The sequence below is a fragment of the Brevundimonas faecalis genome (genome assembly GCF_040549405.1).
GTDB classification, from domain to species: Bacteria; Pseudomonadota; Alphaproteobacteria; order Caulobacterales; family Caulobacteraceae; genus Brevundimonas; species Brevundimonas faecalis.
In genome coordinates, this window is the sequence record NZ_JBEPTF010000004.1 from 319,593 (window position 1) to 337,331 (window position 17,739).

General features: G+C 67.3%; 19 protein-coding genes and 1 riboswitch. Of the genes, 10 read left to right on the forward strand and 9 right to left on the reverse strand.

The window, feature by feature from the left end:
• Nucleotides 1-90 precede the first annotated feature (90 nt).
• From ABIE19_RS14875 to ABIE19_RS14890, 4 genes are all read left to right on the forward strand, one after another.
• The gene (locus tag ABIE19_RS14875) at nucleotides 91-729 is read left to right on the forward strand and encodes a Tat pathway signal sequence domain protein (RefSeq protein ID WP_354089997.1); all 639 of its coding nucleotides are present in this window, start codon (nucleotides 91-93) and stop codon (nucleotides 727-729) included.
• 3 nt (nucleotides 730-732) lie between these two features.
• On the forward strand, nucleotides 733-2,535 hold the full coding sequence (argS, locus tag ABIE19_RS14880) for an arginine--tRNA ligase (RefSeq protein WP_354089998.1): 1,803 nt from the start codon (nucleotides 733-735) through the stop codon (nucleotides 2,533-2,535).
• 253 nt (nucleotides 2,536-2,788) lie between these two features.
• A complete protein-coding gene (locus ABIE19_RS14885) occupies nucleotides 2,789-3,805 on the forward strand; it encodes an adenosine deaminase (RefSeq protein ID WP_354089999.1) in 1,017 nt (338 codons plus the stop codon).
• A 62-nt stretch (nucleotides 3,806-3,867) separates the two neighbouring features.
• On the forward strand, nucleotides 3,868-5,166 hold the full coding sequence (locus ABIE19_RS14890; protein WP_354090000.1) for a Y-family DNA polymerase: 1,299 nt from the start codon (nucleotides 3,868-3,870) through the stop codon (nucleotides 5,164-5,166).
• Between the two features lie 397 nt (nucleotides 5,167-5,563).
• Here the strand turns inward: ABIE19_RS14890 and pncA are convergent, their stop codons facing one another.
• Nucleotides 5,564-6,199: a bifunctional nicotinamidase/pyrazinamidase gene (pncA, locus tag ABIE19_RS14895; protein WP_354090001.1), complete on the reverse strand. Its 636-nt coding sequence runs from the start codon at nucleotides 6,197-6,199 to the stop codon at nucleotides 5,564-5,566.
• Between the two features lie 4 nt (nucleotides 6,200-6,203).
• On the reverse strand, nucleotides 6,204-7,172 hold the full coding sequence (locus tag ABIE19_RS14900; RefSeq protein WP_354090002.1) for a class 1 fructose-bisphosphatase: 969 nt from the start codon (nucleotides 7,170-7,172) through the stop codon (nucleotides 6,204-6,206).
• A 112-nt stretch (nucleotides 7,173-7,284) separates the two neighbouring features.
• Nucleotides 7,285-7,383, forward strand: a riboswitch (glycine riboswitch).
• 141 nt (nucleotides 7,384-7,524) lie between these two features.
• On the opposite strand from ABIE19_RS14900, the gene gcvT reads away from it, so the two are divergent.
• The 6 genes from gcvT to ABIE19_RS14930 all read left to right on the forward strand — a co-directional run bounded on the left by gcvT (nucleotide 7,525) and on the right by ABIE19_RS14930 (nucleotide 13,273).
• Nucleotides 7,525-8,640 (forward strand): glycine cleavage system aminomethyltransferase GcvT, encoded by a 1,116-nt coding sequence (gcvT, locus tag ABIE19_RS14905; protein WP_354090003.1) that lies wholly within the window; start codon nucleotides 7,525-7,527, stop codon nucleotides 8,638-8,640.
• 27 nt (nucleotides 8,641-8,667) lie between these two features.
• Entirely contained in the window at nucleotides 8,668-9,033 is a 366-nt protein-coding gene (gcvH, locus tag ABIE19_RS14910; RefSeq protein WP_354090004.1) for a glycine cleavage system protein GcvH, read from the forward strand.
• A gap of 121 nt (nucleotides 9,034-9,154) precedes the next feature.
• On the forward strand, nucleotides 9,155-10,501 hold the full coding sequence (gene gcvPA, locus ABIE19_RS14915) for an aminomethyl-transferring glycine dehydrogenase subunit GcvPA (protein ID WP_354090005.1): 1,347 nt from the start codon (nucleotides 9,155-9,157) through the stop codon (nucleotides 10,499-10,501).
• A 14-nt stretch (nucleotides 10,502-10,515) separates the two neighbouring features.
• On the forward strand, nucleotides 10,516-12,096 hold the full coding sequence (gene gcvPB, locus ABIE19_RS14920) for an aminomethyl-transferring glycine dehydrogenase subunit GcvPB (RefSeq protein WP_354090006.1): 1,581 nt from the start codon (nucleotides 10,516-10,518) through the stop codon (nucleotides 12,094-12,096).
• Nucleotides 12,097-12,270: 174 nt separating this feature from the next.
• Nucleotides 12,271-12,690, forward strand: coding sequence for a hypothetical protein (locus tag ABIE19_RS14925; protein ID WP_354090007.1), 420 nt, complete (start codon nucleotides 12,271-12,273; stop codon nucleotides 12,688-12,690).
• 112 nt (nucleotides 12,691-12,802) lie between these two features.
• On the forward strand, nucleotides 12,803-13,273 hold the full coding sequence (locus ABIE19_RS14930) for a DUF6789 family protein (RefSeq protein WP_354090008.1): 471 nt from the start codon (nucleotides 12,803-12,805) through the stop codon (nucleotides 13,271-13,273).
• A gap of 102 nt (nucleotides 13,274-13,375) precedes the next feature.
• On the opposite strand, the gene ABIE19_RS14935 is transcribed toward ABIE19_RS14930, so the two are convergent.
• The 7 genes from ABIE19_RS14935 to ABIE19_RS14965 form a co-directional block, all read right to left on the reverse strand.
• On the reverse strand, nucleotides 13,376-13,891 hold the full coding sequence (locus ABIE19_RS14935; protein WP_354090009.1) for a F0F1 ATP synthase subunit B: 516 nt from the start codon (nucleotides 13,889-13,891) through the stop codon (nucleotides 13,376-13,378).
• Nucleotides 13,891-14,523, reverse strand: coding sequence for a F0F1 ATP synthase subunit B family protein (locus tag ABIE19_RS14940; RefSeq protein WP_354090010.1), 633 nt, complete (start codon nucleotides 14,521-14,523; stop codon nucleotides 13,891-13,893). The genes ABIE19_RS14935 and ABIE19_RS14940 overlap by 1 nt, the downstream gene beginning before the upstream one ends.
• Nucleotides 14,524-14,606: 83 nt before the next feature.
• Nucleotides 14,607-14,831 carry a F0F1 ATP synthase subunit C gene (locus ABIE19_RS14945; RefSeq protein WP_105562970.1) on the reverse strand — a complete coding sequence of 75 codons (225 nt, stop codon included), beginning with the start codon at nucleotides 14,829-14,831 and terminating at the stop codon, nucleotides 14,607-14,609.
• 60 nt (nucleotides 14,832-14,891) lie between these two features.
• Nucleotides 14,892-15,656 (reverse strand): F0F1 ATP synthase subunit A, encoded by a 765-nt coding sequence (locus ABIE19_RS14950; protein ID WP_354090011.1) that lies wholly within the window; start codon nucleotides 15,654-15,656, stop codon nucleotides 14,892-14,894.
• 50 nt (nucleotides 15,657-15,706) lie between these two features.
• Complete coding sequence (locus tag ABIE19_RS14955; RefSeq protein WP_354090012.1) at nucleotides 15,707-16,057, reverse strand: AtpZ/AtpI family protein; 351 nt, start codon at nucleotides 16,055-16,057, stop codon at nucleotides 15,707-15,709.
• A 192-nt stretch (nucleotides 16,058-16,249) separates the two neighbouring features.
• Nucleotides 16,250-16,915, reverse strand: a complete 666-nt coding sequence (scpB, locus tag ABIE19_RS14960) for an SMC-Scp complex subunit ScpB (RefSeq protein ID WP_354090013.1) — start codon at nucleotides 16,913-16,915, stop codon at nucleotides 16,250-16,252.
• A complete protein-coding gene (locus ABIE19_RS14965) occupies nucleotides 16,912-17,739 on the reverse strand; it encodes a segregation and condensation protein A (protein ID WP_354090097.1) in 828 nt (275 codons plus the stop codon). Before ABIE19_RS14965 ends, scpB begins: the two co-directional genes overlap by 4 nt.

Sequence of the window (17,739 nt, forward strand, 5' to 3'; positions counted from 1 at the left end):
GCGCCTCGCTTTAGCCGCTATCAGCATCAAGCGTGTCGCGGTCGGCGCCGATGATCGCGCGCTCCCTTTCGCTTGCCGGAAAAGAAATTGATGCGTCGCGTCCTTACCGCACTGGCGGCCCTGTCGATGACAGCCGCGCTCTTCCCCGTCGCCGCCGTCGCCCAGTCCGGGCGTCCGCAGCAAGGCCAGGCTCGCGAGGAAAAGCCCAAGGAACGCCCGACGCGCTTCGCTCCGCTGACCCGCCGCGCCAACGCCGGCCCCTGCCCCTATGTGAAGGTGCTGTACGACGCCGCCCGTTACGTCGAATTGGCCGACTTCCAGCGCCCGGCCGTGTCCGGCGTCGGCTATACCGGCGAGATCGAGGGCCTCAGCGCCGACTGCGTCTATCGCGAGGCTGACCCGATCCGCCTGGACATGAACATCCTGTTCAACCTGGGCCGCGGCCCGCAGGCCCAGGGCGACGCCCGCACCTATCGTTACTGGATCGCCGTGACCGAGCGGAACACCGCCGTCCTGGCCAAGGAATATTTCGACCTGCCGGTGAACTTCCAGGGCCAGGAGACGGTCTCCGTCGAACAGACCCAGTCCATCGTCATCCCGCGCGCCGACTCGACCACGGCCGGCAGCAATTTCGAAGTCCTGATCGGCTTTGAAGTCACGCCCGACATGGCCGAGTTCAACCGGTCGGGCAGCCGATTCCGCCCGACCGCAGGCCAGCAGACCAACTAAGACATGACCGACCTCAAGACTTCTCTCAGCGAAGCGGTCGGCGCCGCCTTCGCCGCCGAAGGCGTGGACAAGGCCCTGGCCCGCGTCACCGCCTCCGACCGTCCCGACCTGGCCGACTTCCAGTCGAACGGCGCCCTGGCCGCCGCCAAGGCGCTGAAGGCCAATCCACGCGAGCTGGCCGCCAAGGTCGCCGAACGCCTGGCCGCCGATCCGCGCCTGGCTTCCGTCGAGGTCGCCGGCCCCGGCTTCATCAATCTCAAGCTGTCGAACGCGGCCCTCGCCCAGCGCGCGGCCGAGGTCGCGGCGGATGAAACCCTGGCCGGCGCCTCGCTGAGCACGCCGTCGCGCAAGGTCGTCATCGACTACGCGGGTCCCAATGTGGCCAAGCCGATGCACGTCGGCCACCTGCGCTCCTCCATCATCGGCGAGAGCCTGAAGCGCCTGTTCCGCTTCCGCGGCGACACCGTCTGGGGCGACGCCCACTTCGGCGACTGGGGCTTCCAGATGGGCCTGCTGATCACCGCCTGCGGCGACGAGAACCTGGCCGAAGCCTTCATGGCCGAGGGCGACGGCCCCTTCCCCCCCGACAGCCCCGTCACGTTGGAAGACCTGGAGCGCCTCTATCCGCAGGCCGCCGCCAAGGCCAAGGAAGACCCCGCCTTCCGCGACCGCGCCCGCAAGGCGACCGCTGAACTACAGGGCGGTCGTCCCGGCTACCGCGCCCTGTGGGCCCACTTTGTCGCCGTCAGCCGCACGGCGCTGGAGCGCGAGTTCGGCGCTCTGGACGTCACCTTCGACCTGTGGAACGGCGAGTCCGACGCCGATCCCCTGATGCCCGAAATGCTGGCGCACCTGAAGGATACCGGTCTGCTGGTCGAGGACGACGGCGCCCAGGTGGTCCACGTCGCCCGCGAAGGCGAGACCCGCAAGAAGAAGCTGGCCGACGGCTCGGTCATCGAGGCCCCGTCGCCTCCGCCCCTGCTGGTGGTGTCGTCGGAAGGCTCGGCCATGTACGGCACGACCGATCTGGCCACGATCCTGGACCGCAAGAAGTCGATCGGACCCGACCTGATCCTCTACGTCGTCGACGAACGTCAGGCCGAGCATTTCGAACAGGTCTTCCGCGCCGCCTATCTGGCCGGCTACGCGCCTGAGAAGTCGCTGGAGCACCTCGGCTTCGGCACCATGAACGGCGCCGACGGCAAGCCCTTCAAGACCCGCGCGGGCGGCGTGCTGAAGCTGCACGACCTGATCACCATGGCCACCGACAAGGCGCGCGAGCGCCTGCACGAGGCCAAACTGGGCGACGACCTGCCCGAGGCCGAGTTCGAGGACATCGCCCGCAAGGTGGCCGTGGCCGCGCTGAAGTTCGCCGACCTGTCGAACAACCGCACCACCAGCTACGTCTTCGACCTCGACCGCTTCATGAGCTTCGAGGGCAAGACCGGCCCCTATCTGCTGTATCAGGCCGTGCGGGTGAAATCCCTGCTGCGCAAGGCGGCGGACCAAGGCGTGGCCTTCGCCCCCATCGTCGTCGTCGAACCGGCCGAGCGTGACCTGGCTCTGACGCTGGACGCCTTCGATGCGGCCACCGCCGACGCCTATGACAAGCGCTCGCCCAACCTGATCGCCGAGCACGCCTATCGACTGGCCCAGAGCTTCTCGAAATTCTACGCCGCCTGTCCGATTCTGGTCGCCCCCGACGAGGCGACCAAGGGCTCGCGCCTGGCCCTGGCCGCCGCGACCCTGCACCAGCTGGAGACGGCGCTTCGCCTGCTGGGCATCGAGACGCCCGAGCGGATGTAGGCCTGCTGCAATCTCCTCCCCCGTTTACGGGGGAGGGGGACCGCGGAGCGGTGGAGGGGGCGACCACAGCCGCCGCCATGCCCCCTTCCCACCGCCGTCCCGCCCGAAGCCGGACACCGCAGCCGCAACCTTCGCCCCCTCCACCACCTACGGTGGTCCCCCTCCCCCGCTTCGCAGGGGAGGATGGCTGCGGCAGATGACGCCGCCCGCTCGGGCCGCTAGGCTGCGCTCCAAGTTTCGGAGCCTCCCCCCAATGCCCCTTGCCCTCGACGCCTTCATCGCCGGCCTGCCCAAGGCCGAACTGCACCTGCACATCGAGGGCAGCCTCGAGCCCGAACTGATGTTCGAACTGGCGCAGCGCAACGGCGTCGCCATTCCCTATGACAGCGTCGAGGCCGTGCGCGCGGCCTATGACTTCTCGAACCTTCAGGACTTCCTCGACATCTATTACGCGGGCGCCGCCGTCCTGCTGACGCGTCAGGACTTCGAGGACCTGGCCTTCGCCTATTTCCAGCGCGCCGCTGCCGACAATGTCCGCCACGCCGAGATCTTCTTCGATCCCCAGACCCATACCGACCGAGGCGTGGCGTTCGGCGTGGTGGTCGAGGGTCTGATCGCGGGCATGGAGCGAGCCAGGGCCGAGTTGGGCGTCACCAGCGGCCTGATCCTCAGCTTCCTGCGCCACCTCAGCGAGGACGAAGCCTTCGCCACGCTGGAGATGGCCAAGCCCTATCTGCGCCACTTCATCGGCGTCGGACTGGATTCGTCCGAGGTCGGGCATCCGCCGTCGAAGTTCCAGCGCGTCTTCGCCGCCGCCCGCGAGCTGGGCCTGAAACTGTGCGCCCACGCCGGCGAGGAGGGCCCGCCCGCCTATGTGCACGAGGCCCTGGACCTGCTGCACATCGACCGCATGGACCACGGCAACCGCTCGATGGAGGACGAGGCCCTGATCGCCCGCCTGGCCGCCGAGCAGATGACCCTGACGGTCTGCCCCCTGTCGAACCTGAAGCTCTGCGTGGTCAAGGACCTGAAGGACCACCCGGTCCCCGAGATGCTGCGCCGGGGTCTGCACGTCACCCTGAACTCGGACGACCCCTCCTATTTCGGCGGCTATGTGAACGCTAATTACATCCAGTTGGCGCAAGCGGTCGGCCTGACCCGCGAACAGGTGGCGCAACTGGCGAAGAACAGCTTCGAGGGCAGTTTCCTGAGCGACGCCGACAAGGCCGCGCGCATCGCCGAGGTCGAGGCCTACGCGGCGACGAACTGAGCCCTTTCGTCTCCCTCGGCAAGCCGCTTTCGGCGCCTCAATGTTCCTGATATGTTCGCATCATGGAGCAGGCGGACACACAACAGGACGGCGGCGCGAACCTGCGCTGGCTGTTCATCGACCTGAACGCCTTCTTCGCCAGCGTCGAACAGCAGTTGAACCCCGACTGGCGCGGCAGGCCAGTCATTGTCCGCCCGGCGATCAGCGAATATTCCGGCGCCATCGCCGCCAGCTATGAGAGCAAGGCCTTCGGCGTCCGCACGGGGATGCAGACGGCCGAGGCCCGCAGGCTGTGCCCCGACCTGATCGTCGCCGAGGCCCGGCCCGACATCTACGTCCAGATCCACAAGCAGATCATGAAGGAGATCGACCGCCACGCGCCGGTGTGGAAGGTCGGCTCCATCGACGAATGTTCGTGCGAACTCAGCGGATCGGAACGTCAGGAGGCGAACGCCGTGACCCTGGCCCGACGCATCCAGGCCGGGATCATGAAGAATGTCGGGGAATGCCTGCGATCCTCCATCGGTCTGGCCCCGTCGCGTTTCCTGGCCAAGACGGCCTGCGGCATGAAGAAGCCGGCCGGGCTGACCATCCTGCGGGCGAATGAACTGCCCGGCCCGCTGCTGGACCTGCCGTTGTCGAGATATCCCGGCATAGGCTCGCGGATGCGGGAGCGGCTAGCGGCGGCGGGCGTCACCGACACGGCGGGCCTGTGGGCCATGACCGCCAAACAGGCGCGCGCCGTCTGGAACAGCATCGAGGGCGAGCGCATCTGGCGCGGCCTGCACGGCCTGGACAGCGAGCCGACGCCGGAAAAGCCGCCCGCCTCCATCAGCCACAGCCATGTCCTGGCCCAGGACATGCGCACCGCGGAAAAGGCTCGGGCCGTCGCCCGACGCCTGATGGTCAAGTGCGGGGCGCGGCTGCGGCGGATGGGGCTAACCGGCGCGGGGATCAGTCTTCACCTGGACATGGGTCTGAAGGGGGCGCCGCGAAGCTGGGACACGACAGGTCTGAACCGCGCCGTCGCCCCGACCCAGGACACCTTCGCCCTGCTGGCCGCGCTGGATCATCTGTGGCGCCGGGTGGAGCCCGGGCTTGAAGCGGGGCGGCTGAGCTATGTCGGGGTCGGGGTACACGGACTGAAATCGGTCGCCGCCTTCGAGGCCGACCTGTTCGACATCGGCCCGGATCAGGGCGGTCAGGCCCGATCCCTACGCCTGTCCCAAACCCTGGACGCCCTGAACCAGCGCTACGGCAAGGACACGGTCAGCATCGGTCCCAAAGCGGGCCTGCCCGACTACATCGGCGCCAAGATCGCCTTCACCCGCATTCCGGACGAGGCGGACTTCTATGAGTGACTGACGAAGCTCACTTACAGGCGACAACACAGCCCGCGACAACTGACATCGGCTCGCTTATGGAAGCGCGATATCTCGATGTGGGTCGTGCGGTTGTTGCTCCAGAATCTACTCTCTGCCGTTGGCTTTGCAGGCTTCCTAATGATTGCCTTCGCAAGGCTTACGGACCTGTTCAGCAGAAAGCGTCGAGCGCACATCCCCCCGCCTCTCGACCCCGTGCAACGCTATATTGAAGAGAACCCCGAGAGATTCGAAACACCGAGCTTCATGGTCACTTATCTGAAGGCCAGATTCTACAGGCCCGGCGGGATTCTCCAGCGTGGGGTCGCCGCCTCCAACATCATTGGTCATGTCGGTTTGACCTTAGTGCTGATATTCTTTTTCGGCCGATACGTTCTCAAAATCGGATGAGGCTAGCCGCGTTAAGCGTGGAGATGCTCAGCCTGTCGAAGCTCTCTCGCGCCGCTTGAGCCGTCTCTTCGGCGATGGCCCGGCAGGCGTCCTCGACCACCACGGCCTCGAAGCCTTCGCGCACGGCGTCCTCGGCGGTGAAGCGGACGCAGTAGTCATAGGCCAGGCCGCACAGGAAGACCCGCTTCACGCCCCGGTCGCGCAGCAGGCCCGCCAGACCCGTCGCCGTCCTGTGGTCGTTCTCATAGAAGCCGGAATAGGAATCGACCGCCGGATTATAGCCCTTGCGGACCACGGCCAGGGCCTTGGTCACGGCCGGCAGGACGTCGGGATGGAAGTCCGCGCCCGGCGTCCCCTGCAGGCAATGATCCGGCCACAGCATCTGGCGGCCGTAGGCGACCTCGATCTCGGTGAAGGGCGCCCTGCCCTCGTGGTTGGAGGCGAAGCTGATCTGGTCCGGCGTGTGCCAGTCCTGGGTGGCGATCACCGTGTCGAAGCGCTCGGCCAGCCGGTTGATCAGGGGCATGATCCTCGCCCCGCCCTGAACCGCCAGGGCGCCGCCCTCGCAGAAGTCGTTCTGGGCGTCGATGACCAGAAGGGCGTCCGTGGCGGCGATCTCCATAACGTCAGGCCGCCGCGATCTGATCGACTTCGTTGGCCGAGCCCAGAACGACCGGCACCCGCTGGTGCAGTTCGGTCGGGGTCACGTCCATGATGGCCTGCTTGCCGTCCGTGGTGGACTTGCCGCCCGCCTGCTCGACCAGGAAGGACATGGGGTTGCCCTCGTACATCAGGCGCAGCTTGCCCGGCTTGTTCGGCTCGCGCTTGTCCCACGGATAGAGGAAGACGCCGCCGCGCATCAGGATGCGATGGACGTCGGCCACCATGGCGGCGACCCAGCGCATGTTGAAATTCTTGCCCCGAGGACCGTCCGCGCCCTGTAGGCAGCCGTCGACATAGCGCTGGACGCTCTCGGCCCAGTGGCGCTGGTTCGACATATTGATGGCGAACTCCTTGGTGTCTGCGGGGATACGCACGTCCTCATGCGTCATCAGCCACTCGCCGTCGTGCGACAGGGTGAAGCCCGCCACCCCCTTGCCCGTGGTCAGGACCAGCATGGCCTGGCCCGCATAGACGGCGTAGAGGGCCGCGACCTGCTGACGGCCCGATTGCAGGAAGTCGGCCTCGGTCGGGGTGGCCGACGGCGATTTCAGCACCGAGACAATGGTGCCGACCGGGGCGTTGATGTCGATGTTGGACGAGCCGTCCAGCGGATCGAACAGCACCAGGTACTCGCCCGCCGGATTGGTCGCCGGTTGGACCGTGTCCATTTCCTCGGACGCCACGCCGGCCACGGCGGGACAGGCCAGCAGCCTGTCGGTCAGGACGTCGTTGGAGATGACGTCTAGTTTCTTCTGCTCCTCGTCCTGGACGTTGACGGCGCCCGATGCGCCGAGCGCCCCGACCAGGGCGCCGCCCGAGACGATCTTGCGGATTTCGACGCAGGCGGCGGCGGCGATCGTCAGGGTCTGGGTCAGGCCCTGCGGCAGGTCGAGCGAAGCCAGATGGGCGGCGAGGTCGGTGCGGGCGGTCATGGCGGCCTTCAATCCTGTCACGAGATCGGTTCGCGCCCCTCATGGCCTGTCGGATCGTTCGCGGCAAGCCCGGCGCCGCTTGACTTCGGCCCGGAGTCGGGGCCTTAGGTCACACGCTCTCGCGGGAGAGATCGGCGGTCGCGCAGCGGCCGTCGGGGCCGAAGGCGCAACCGCCCCGGAAACGCTCAGGCAAAAGGACCGCGAAGGCGCACGGACGCTGGAAAGTCGCCGTATGGCGCGCCGACGGAGCAAGGCCGACCTTTCAGGGACGGTCGGAATCTCTCAGGCTTCAGGACAGCGGGGGCGCGACGACGGCGAAGCTATCGCCGCAACCCGCGACCCGGAGTGCGCCATGAGCGACCAGGCCTTGAAGACCACCCCTCTTAACGCGGCGCACCGCGCCTTGGGCGCCCGCATGGTCGGGTTCGGCGGCTATGACATGCCGGTCCAGTACGAAGGCGTCCTGGCCGAACACCGCTGGACCCGCGAACACGCCGGTCTGTTCGACGTCTCGCACATGGGCCAGGCCCGCATCAGCGGCGCCGACGCCATCGCCCAGTTCCAGCGCTTCGTGCCTGGCGATTATCAGATCCTGAAGGACGGCAAGCAGAAGTACTCCCTGCTGCTGAACGCCGAAGGCGGGATCATGGACGACCTGATGGCGGGCAAGCCCGACCATGACGGCCTCTATGTCGTGGTCAACGCCGGCAACAAGGACGCCGACTTCGCCTTCCTGAACGCCAACCTGGCCGGCGACGCCAGGCTGACCGTCCTGGACGACCGCGCCCTGCTGGCCATCCAGGGGCCGGAAGCCGCCGAGGTCATGGCCAGGCACGAGCCGGCCCTGGGCGAGATGGGCTTCATGGATTCGGTCCGCCTGATGCTGTTCGGCGTCGACTGCTTCGTCTCGCGTTCGGGCTACACCGGCGAGGACGGCTATGAGATTTCCGTGCCGAACGCCGACGCCGAGCGCGTCTGGAACCTGCTGCTGGAAGACGCCCGCGTGAAGCCGATCGGCCTGGGCGCCCGCGACTCCTTGCGCCTCGAGGCCGGCCTGCCGCTGCACGGCCACGACATCGACGCCTCGACCAGCCCGGTCGAGGGCGCTCTGACCTTCGCCCTGTCCAAGTCGCGCAAGGAAGCCGCCGACTTCAACGGCGCCGAGCGCATCCTCAAGGAACTGGCCGAGGGCCCAGCGCGCGTCCGCATCGCCCTGCACGTCAAGGAAGGCGCCCCGGCCCGCGAAGGCGCCGAGATCGCCGACGCCGACGGAGCCGTCATCGGCAAGGTGACGTCGGGCGGCCCCTCGCCGACGCTCGGCCACAACATCGCCATGGGCTACGTCCCGCCGGCCTTCGCCGAGCTGGGCACGGATCTGAAAGTCATCGTCCGCGGCAAGCCCGCGGCCGCCGAAGTCGTCGCCATGCCCTTCGTGGCGACCCGCTATTATCGCAAACCCAAATCCTGAATTTTCTGGGCCTGAGAGATCAAAAACATGCGCTTCACCAAAGATCACGAGTGGGTTCGCCTCGAGGGCGACGTCGCCACGGTCGGCATCTCCAAGCACGCCGCTGACGCCCTGGGCGACGTGGTGTTCGTCGAGACGCCGGAAGCCGGCAAGACCGTCTCGGTCGGCGACAGCTTCGCCGTCGTGGAATCGGTCAAGGCCGCCTCGGACGTCTACGCCCCCGTCGCCGGCGAGGTCATCGAGGGCAACGAGGCCCTCGCCTCGGCCCCGGAAACCGTCAACGCCGACCCGGAAGGCGAAGGCTGGTTCGCCAAGATCAAGGTCGCGGACGCCTCGGCGATCGACGCCCTGATGGACCAGGCCGCCTACGAGGCCTACCTGACCACCCTCTAAGACCCGCCGTCGTCCCCGGACGGCGCGGCGCGCCGATCCGGGATCGCCGGATTCCCCGCCGCTTGAAGCGCTCCCGGAGCGTCGCGCCTCGCGACCTCCGGGATGCCGCCGAGGACCTGTAATGCGCTACCTCCCCCTGACGCCCGACGACCGTGAGGCCATGCTGGCCGCCATCGGCGCCAAATCCATCGACGACCTCTTCGTCGACGTGCCGCAGGCCGCGCGCCGCGACGGCTTTGTCGACCTGCCCCGCGTGGCGGGCGAACTGGAGGTCGAACGCGCCCTCTCGGCCATGGCGGGCAAGAACGCCACGGCGGGGACCGTGCCCTTCTTCTGCGGCGCCGGCGCCTACAAGCACCACGTCCCGGCCACGGTCGATCACGTGATCCAGCGGTCGGAATTCCTGACCAGCTACACCCCCTACCAGCCGGAAATCGCGCAGGGCACCCTGCAGTATCTGTACGAGTTCCAGACCCAGGTCGCGAACCTGACCGGCATGGAAGTCGCCAACGCCTCCCTCTATGACGGCTCGACCGCCATGGCCGAGGGCGTGCTGATGGCCACCCGCGTCACCCGCCGCAACAAGGCCGTCATCTCGGGCGGGGTCCACCCCCACTACGTCAAGGCGACCGAGACCGTGGTTCACGCCGTCGGCGTCGAGACTGAAGCCCTGACGCCCACCGTCGATGCCGAAGACGCCGTCATCGCCGCCATCGACAAGGACACGGCCTGCGTCGTCGTCCAGACCCCCAATGTCTTCGGCACCGCCACCGACGTGACGAAGATCGCCGAGGCCGCCCACGCCGCCGGCGCTCTGCTGATCGTCGTCGTCACCGAAGCCGTGTCCATGGGCCTGCTGAAATCGCCCGGCGAAATGGGCGCCGACATCGTCGCGGCCGAAGGCCAGTCGATCGGCAACGCCCTGAACTTCGGCGGCCCCTACATCGGCCTGTTCGCCACCCGCGAGAAGCTGCTGCGCCAGACGCCCGGCCGCTACTGCGGCGAGACGGTGGACGCCGACGGCCGTCGCGGCTTCGTCCTGACCCTGTCGACGCGCGAGCAGCACATCCGCCGCGACAAGGCCACGTCGAACATCTGCACCAACTCCGGCCTGTGCTGCCTGGCCTTCACCATCCACATGAGCCTGCTGGGCGAGACGGGCCTGCGTCAGATGGCCCTGCTCAACCACGAGAAGGCCGTCGCCACGCGCGACGCCCTGGCCGCCATTCCGGGCGTCGAGATCCTGACCCCGCGCTTCTTCAACGAGTTCGCGGTCAAGCTGCCGAAGAACGCCGCCGAGGTCGTTCAGACCCTGGCCGACCACCACATCCTGGCCGGCGTGCCCTACAGCCGCCTGAACCCGGACGCGGGCCTGGACGATATCCTGCTGGTCGCCGCCACCGAGACCACGCTGGACGCCGACATCAAGATTCTGGCGGGCGCGCTCGCCAAGGTCCTGGCGGCCTGAGGGGAGATAGAAGCATGAGCACCATGAACAACGTCGGCCGCCCGACCGCCCCGAACGCCACGCCGGACAACGACTACAAGCACCCGACCCTGACGGGCGCGCGCGGCCTGCTGCAGGACGAGGCCCTGATCTTCGAGATCGACGGCTGGAACAAGACCGGCGTCGACCTGCCCCAGCCCGCCACCAACGGTTCGGACCTGGGCGACCTGGTCCGCAAGGACCCCATTGGGCTTCCTGGCCTGTCCGAGCCCGAGGCCATGCGCCACTATGTGCGCCTGAGCCAGAAGAACCACGCCATCGACCTGGCCATCTATCCGCTCGGCTCGTGCACGATGAAGCACAACCCGCGCCTGAACGAGAAGATGGCGCGTCTGCCCGGCTTCTCGGACATCCACCCGCTGCAGCCGCAATCGACGGTTCAGGGCGCGCTGGAGCTGATGGACCAGTTGGCCCACTGGCTGAAGACGCTGACGGGCATGCCTGCGGTGGCCCTGTCGCCCAAGGCTGGCGCGCACGGCGAACTGTGCGGCCTGATGGCCATCCGCGCCGCCCATGAGGCCAAGGGCGAGCATGAGCAGCGCCGCAAGGTTCTGGTCCCGACCTCGGCCCACGGCACCAACCCCGCCACCGCCGCCTTCGTCGGTTATTCGGTGGTCGAAGTCGCCCAGACCGACGACGGTCGCGTGGACGTGGCCGACCTGGCCGCCAAGCTCGGTCCGGACGTGGCGGCCATCATGGTCACCAACCCGAACACCTGCGGTCTGTTCGAGCGCGACATCCTGGAGATCAGCCGCCTGACCCATGAGGCTGGCGCCTACTTCTACTGCGACGGCGCCAACTTCAACGCCATCGTCGGCCGGGTTCGCCCGGGCGACCTGGGCGTCGACGCCATGCACATCAACCTGCACAAGACCTTCTCGACGCCCCACGGCGGCGGCGGTCCCGGCGCGGGTCCGGTGGTCCTGTCCGAAGCCCTGGCCCCCTTCGCCCCGGCTCCCTGGGTCGTGGCGGGCGCGGACGGCTACAAGCTGGTCGAGCGTGAGGAAGACGAGGCCAAGGACGCCTTCGGCCGTCTGTGCGCCTTCCAGGGCCAGATGGGCATGTATGTGCGCGCCCTGTCCTACATGATGAGCCACGGCTCGGACGGCCTGCGTCAGGTGGCCGAGGACGCCGTCCTGAACGCCAACTACATCAAGGCCCGCCTGCAGGACCTGATGAGCCCGGCCTTCCCCGAGGGCCCGTGCATGCACGAGGCCCTGTTCGACGACGAATGGCTGAAGGGCACGGACATCACCACGCTCGACTTCGCCAAGGCGATGATCGACGAGGGCTTCCACCCGATGACCATGTACTTCCCGCTGGTCGTGCATGGCGCGATGCTGATCGAGCCGACCGAGACGGAATCCAAGCAGGAGCTGGACCGCTTCATCCACGCCATGCGTCTGCTGGCCGAGGCGGCGAAAGCCGGCGAAGTCGAACGCTTCAAGGGCGCGCCCTTCCACGCGCCGCTGCGACGTCTGGACGAGACTCGCGCCGCGCGCTCGCCGCGTCTGCGCTGGTCGGCCCCGGAAGGCTCCAACATCGCCGCCGAATAAGGCAGCGAACCCGACCTGAAGTGAAGCGCCGTGTCTTTCGGGACACGGCGTTTTGCATTTCGCCCTCCCTTACGAAAGCGTCACGGCGACGCCACGGTTCGGCCTTGTCGCGCATGTCTATGGCAGGGGACGGCGTTCCTCCCGACGCCGCCTTCTCTGTTCGTCGTGACGCCCGTGACCCTCGCCCTGATCCCGTTCCGCGCCGATCCTCAGCCCAGCCGCAAGGCCGGCCTGCTGCGTCGCGCCAAGCGCTGGGGCATGATGGGCCTGGGCCTGGCCGTCATCGCCCTGGGCGTGCTGATCGCGCCCCTGCCCGGCCCGGGCGGCATCCCGGTCATCGCCCTGGGCCTGGTCCTGGTGCTGCGCAACTCCTGGTGGGCCAAGCGGCAGTTCATCCGCGCCCAGCACGCGCGGCCCAAGTGGGTCTATCCCTTCCGTCGCCTGATGCGGAAGAAGCCGGAGATCGCCCCGGTCTTCTGGCAGCAGGCCCTGCGCGCGGAAAAGGTCGTCCTGCGTCGCCGCCCCTCGCGCCAGTTGATCCGCTTCCGCAAGCGCGCCCGGCGGACCTTCCGCAAGGTCTTCCGCCAAGCTTGACCGTTCGCAACACACGGTAACGTGAACGACGTCATGCTTGCGTTTGCAGCAGACGGCGTATGCTTCCCCTTGCGTAAGTCAAAAGCAGATGGCGTTGGGAGGCGCTCTTCTCATGATGTCACGCGTAAAACCGGGAATCATCGCGGGCTTTGTTGCGACCCTCGTTGTTTCCATCCTTGAAGCGGCCAACCTGTTGTTCGCCAAGGTATTCGATCCCTTCCCCGAAATCGTCGCGCGCATGTTCGGCATGCCCGGCAACCTGTTGGCGGGATGGGTGCTTCACTTCATCGTCGGTTCGCTGGTCCTGGGTCCGCTGTTCGCGATCGCCTATTCCCGCCTGCCGACCAATACGCCAGAGACCCGCGGCATCCTGTTCGCCGTGGCCGCCTGGGTGGCCATGATGCTGATCATCACCATCATCGGCGATCCGCGCACCTTCACCGGCAGCGCGGGCTTCGGCACCCTGGCCTGGATGCTGATCACCCACATGATCTTCGGCGGGGTGATGGGCAATGTCTACGCCCGGATGCTGGCGCGCGAGAAACGCGCGGCGGCCTTCGTCGACGGCGCCCCGGCTCACTGAGTCCAGGCTCACCAGCCCCGGCGCCGGATAAAGGCGCCTCCGAATGCAAAAGGCCCCGCCGGCGACGGCGGGGCCTGATGTTAGCAGCCTTCCCTGACGGGATCAGTTCAGCTTGGCGCCGATCTGGCTGATGGCGGCATCGATCAGCGGATCGCTCTTCGCAGCGGCCAGACGGGCCGTCAGGATGTCCTGAGCAGCCTTTGCGGCCAGGTCGGCGGCCGCGGCCTTCACCTCGGTCGTGGCCTGGGCTTCGGCCTGGGCGATACGACGCTCGGCCAGGGCCTGACGGCGCGCCAGGGTTTCTTCCAGCTTGGCCTTGGCCTCGACCTCGATGCGGCGAGCATCAGCTTCGGCGGCGGCCAGCATGTCAGCGGCCTGGGCTTCAGCCTCGGCCTTCTCCTGGCGGATCTGAGCCAGCATGGCTTCAGCCTCAGCGCGCAGACGGGCGGCTTCGTCCAGTTCCGATTGGATCTTCTCGCCCTGGGCGTCCAGAGCCTTGGCCATGGCGCCCGGCACCTTGGCCAGAACCAGAATGCCCAGGAAGATCACCAAGCCGACGCCGACCCAGAACTCGGCGTTCGACAGGTTCCAGAACTCAGGATGGAAGAAGGCGGGCATCAGGCGGCTCCCTTGACGGCGGCGTCAGCTTCGGCGGCGGTGGCGGCTTTGCCGGTCAGACGCTCGACCATGGCGCGGGCGGTGTCGGAAGCAATAGTGGAAACATTGGCCATGGCGGCGTCGCGGGTCTTGCCGATAGCGGTTTCCGCCTCGGCGATACGGGCGTTGACGACGGATTCCTCGGCGGCCTGGCGAGCAGCGGCGTCTTGAGTGACGCGCGCCTTGGCGGCGGCCGCAGTGGCGCGCGCATCAGCGCGGGCCTTGGCGACTTCAGCCTTGGCTTCTTCAGCCTGAGCCGAGGCCTCGGCCTGGACCTGACGAGCGGCGTCGACGGCGCTGGCGATCGTGCCGGCGCGTTCGTCGCGAACAGCGCGCAGACGCGGCAGGAAGACCTTCGACAGCAGAATATAGAGGACGACGAAGATCAGCAGCAGCCAGACGATCTGGCCGGCCCAGTGCTGCATCTCCAGCTGCGGCAGACCGCCGGAGCCATGGGCGTCGCCGTGGGCGACTTCGGCCTGATGGGTCGCCTCGGGGGCGGCCACGGGCGCGACTTCACCGTTCTGAACGGCGACGGTCGGCGCAGGCTGGGTCGGGTCTTGCGAGGCGGCGCTCGCGATAGGGGCGGCCATGGGCTCTATCCGGTGATCTCAGAAAGACGCGAGCGGCGGAACGGTCGTAATGACCGCGCCGCCGCCCAGATACGCGGTTCGACTTAGGCGAACAGGCAGAGCAGGCCGATCACGAAGGCGAAGATGCCCAGGGCTTCGGCCAGGGCGGCGCCCAGGATCAGGTTGGTGAACTGGCCCGGAGCGGCCGAAGGGTTACGGGTCGCGCCTTGCAGGAAGCCCGAGAAGATCAGGCCGACGCCCAGCGCCGAACCGATCATGCCGAGGGTGGCGAGACCGGCGCCAATGTATTTTGCGGCTTCAGCTTCCATAACTTTTGTTCCTGGTTGTATGGATTGAAAGAAGAGGGGTGGTGGCGGGCTGGACCGGCTTTAGTGCTGATCCAGGTGCACGACGTCGTTCAGATAGACCGTGGTCAGAACGGCGAAAACGAAAGCTTGCAGGAAGGCGACGAGGAACTCCAGCGCCGTGATGGCGACCACGCCGCCCATGGCCAGAACCGCGCCAGGGATGCCGACGATGCCGAAGGCGCCCAGCGAAACCACAAAGCCGGCGAAGACCTTCATCGCCACGTGGCCGCCCAGCATGTTGCCGAACAGACGCAGGGCCAGCGACACGGGGCGCAGCAGGAAGGAGATGAACTCGATCGGCGTCACCAGGACCAGCAGGTACCACGGCACGCCGGTCGGGGCGAACAGCTTGAAGAACTTGATGCCGTTCTTGGCGAAGCCCACGCCGATGACCAGCAGGATGGTCAGGGCCGCGAAGGTGGCGGTGACGGCGACCTGAGACGTAGCCGTGAAGACCGTGAACATGCCCAGCAGGTTCAGCGCCAGAATGAAGACGAACAGGGTCAGAATGAAGGGGAAGAAGGCGCGCCCCTGCTCACCCATGATCGAGGTGGCCAGATCGTCGATGAAGGCGAAGGCCCCTTCGCCCACGACCTGCAGACGTCCGGGCACCAGCTTGGGCTTGGCCGTCACGGCGGCGAAGAACAGGGTGATCAGCACGGCGGCGACGATCATCGCCATCGTCGAGTTGGTGATCGACAGATCAACCATGCCGAGACCCGGCACATTGACGGCCGGAAGATCAACAACCTTGCTGATCTGGAACTGGTGCATCGGATCGGCCATGCCGCCCGGTCTCCTAAGTCAAAAGGCCAAACCGCCGTGCGACGGTTTGGTCAGAAATTCCGCTCGTCCTCGACCTCGTCATCGGGAAGATCCTGGGGAGGCCCCATTTCCTTCAGCGCGGCCGCACTCATCTTTCGGGCTGAACGAAGCGCCAGCCAGATCGACATGCCGAAACCGATCAGGGTTCCGGCGATAATTCCCCAGGGCATGGTCCCGACCAGAAGATCGAAACCCCACCCCAGCCCCAGACCGACCGCCAGGCCGGCGATCATCTCGCCCATCAGGCGATAGCCGTAGCCCGCCGCGTTCGCCCCATAGTCGGGAGGCGTCGGCACGGCCCGGGCCTTGAGCGCATCGGCCTGCTCGTTGAGACGTTTGATCGCCTCTTCGCGCGATTCCATCGTTGGGGACATGGCCTGTGCGCTCAGCGCCCCGACAAGACATCGGGACAGGTCTGAATTCGGCGCGGAACCTATAGGCGAGGGGCTCGAAGGTCAAGATAGGGAGCAATCCCCCCAAACCATTGAAACAAGAAGGATTATCTCTTCTCCGACCTAAGCCGTGGCGATGCGCCGCTGTCTATCCGGCGACTCTTAGTCCTCGCTGACGAAATCCTGGGCGAACTCGGGCGACGACTCGTCCAGCCCGGTCAACAGATCCTCCCCTTCCACGTCGCCGCTGCGGGTCGGATCCGGCACCTCGAAGCCGACGGGGATCGACAGATCCAGCAGGCCCGCCGCCTTCATCTCCTGCACGCCGGGCAGGTCATAGAGGCTGGCCAGGCTGAAATGCTCCAGGAAGCGGTCGGTCGTGGCGTAGGTGACGGGCCGCCCCGGCGTGCGGCGGCGTCCGCGCAGGCGCACGAAGTCCATCTCCAGCAGCAGGTCCAGCGTCCCCTTGGACAGGGAGACGCCGCGCACGCTTTCGATCTCGGCGCGGGTGCAGGGCTGGTGGTAGGCGATGATGGCCAGGGTCTCGAGCGCGGCCTTGGACAGGCGGCGCGGCTCTTCCCGCTCCTCGGTCATCAGGAAGCCGAGGTCCGGAGCCGTGCGGAAACGCCAGCGGTCGGCCACGCATTCCAGTTCGACGCCCCGACCCTGATAGCGTTGGCGCAAGGCGGCGATGGCCCGGCCCGCATCGGCGCCTTCCGGTAGACGGCGCCCGATGTCGGCGGCCGACAGCGGCGCGGCGGCGGCAAACAACAGGGCCTCGACTCGGCGTTCGATCTCGGCCTCGTCTGGTTTGAAGGTCAGGCTCACGGCGTCAGCTCCAGCGGTTGGCCGAAGCCGCGACGTTTCAGGAAGAGGTCGGCGAAGGCCTCGGCCTGGCGCACGTCCATGGCCCCCTCCTTCACCAGTTCCAGACTGGCCGACAGGGTGGAGGCGGTATAGCTGGCCTGGCTGGGACCCTCCCCGTCATCGTCCTCGCGCGCCGGCGCCACCTGATCCAGCGGGGTCCAGTCGGCCAGACGCGGCATCATGGCGCGCAGCCAGTCGCGCGCGGCCTCCAGCTGAAAGGCCTCGACCCGCTGACCCGGCGCGTATTTGCGGCGCTCCTCGCGACGGCGCTGGGCCACATAGGCGGCCATCAGCTCATAGAGGCTGGCGTCCACCCGGTCCGAGGGGATGATGACGGTGGCTTCCGGGTCGCCGCGCGTGAAGACGTCGCGCTTCAGCTGCGGGCGGCTGGTGATGGCCTCGACCGAACGGCGCATGGCCTCCAGTTTCTGCAGACGGAAGGCCAGGGCGGCGGCCATTTCCTCGGCCGGGGGCTCCTCCGCCTTGCCCTTTTCGTTGCGCGGCAACAGCAGGCGCGACTTCAGATAGGCCAGCCACGACGCCATCACGAGATAGTCGGCGGCCATGGCGAAGTTGCGCCGCCGCGCCTCGTGAACGAAGGCCAGATACTGTTCCGCCAGCCTGGTGATGGACAGCTTCAGCAGGTCCACCTTCTGCGTGCGCGCGAGGGCCAGCAGAACGTGCAGCGGCCCCTCATAACCCTCCAGATCGACGACGAAGGCCTCGGCGGCGTCAGCGTCATCGACGGCGGCGAAGTCCAGATTGGGCTGGAACGCCTGATCCAT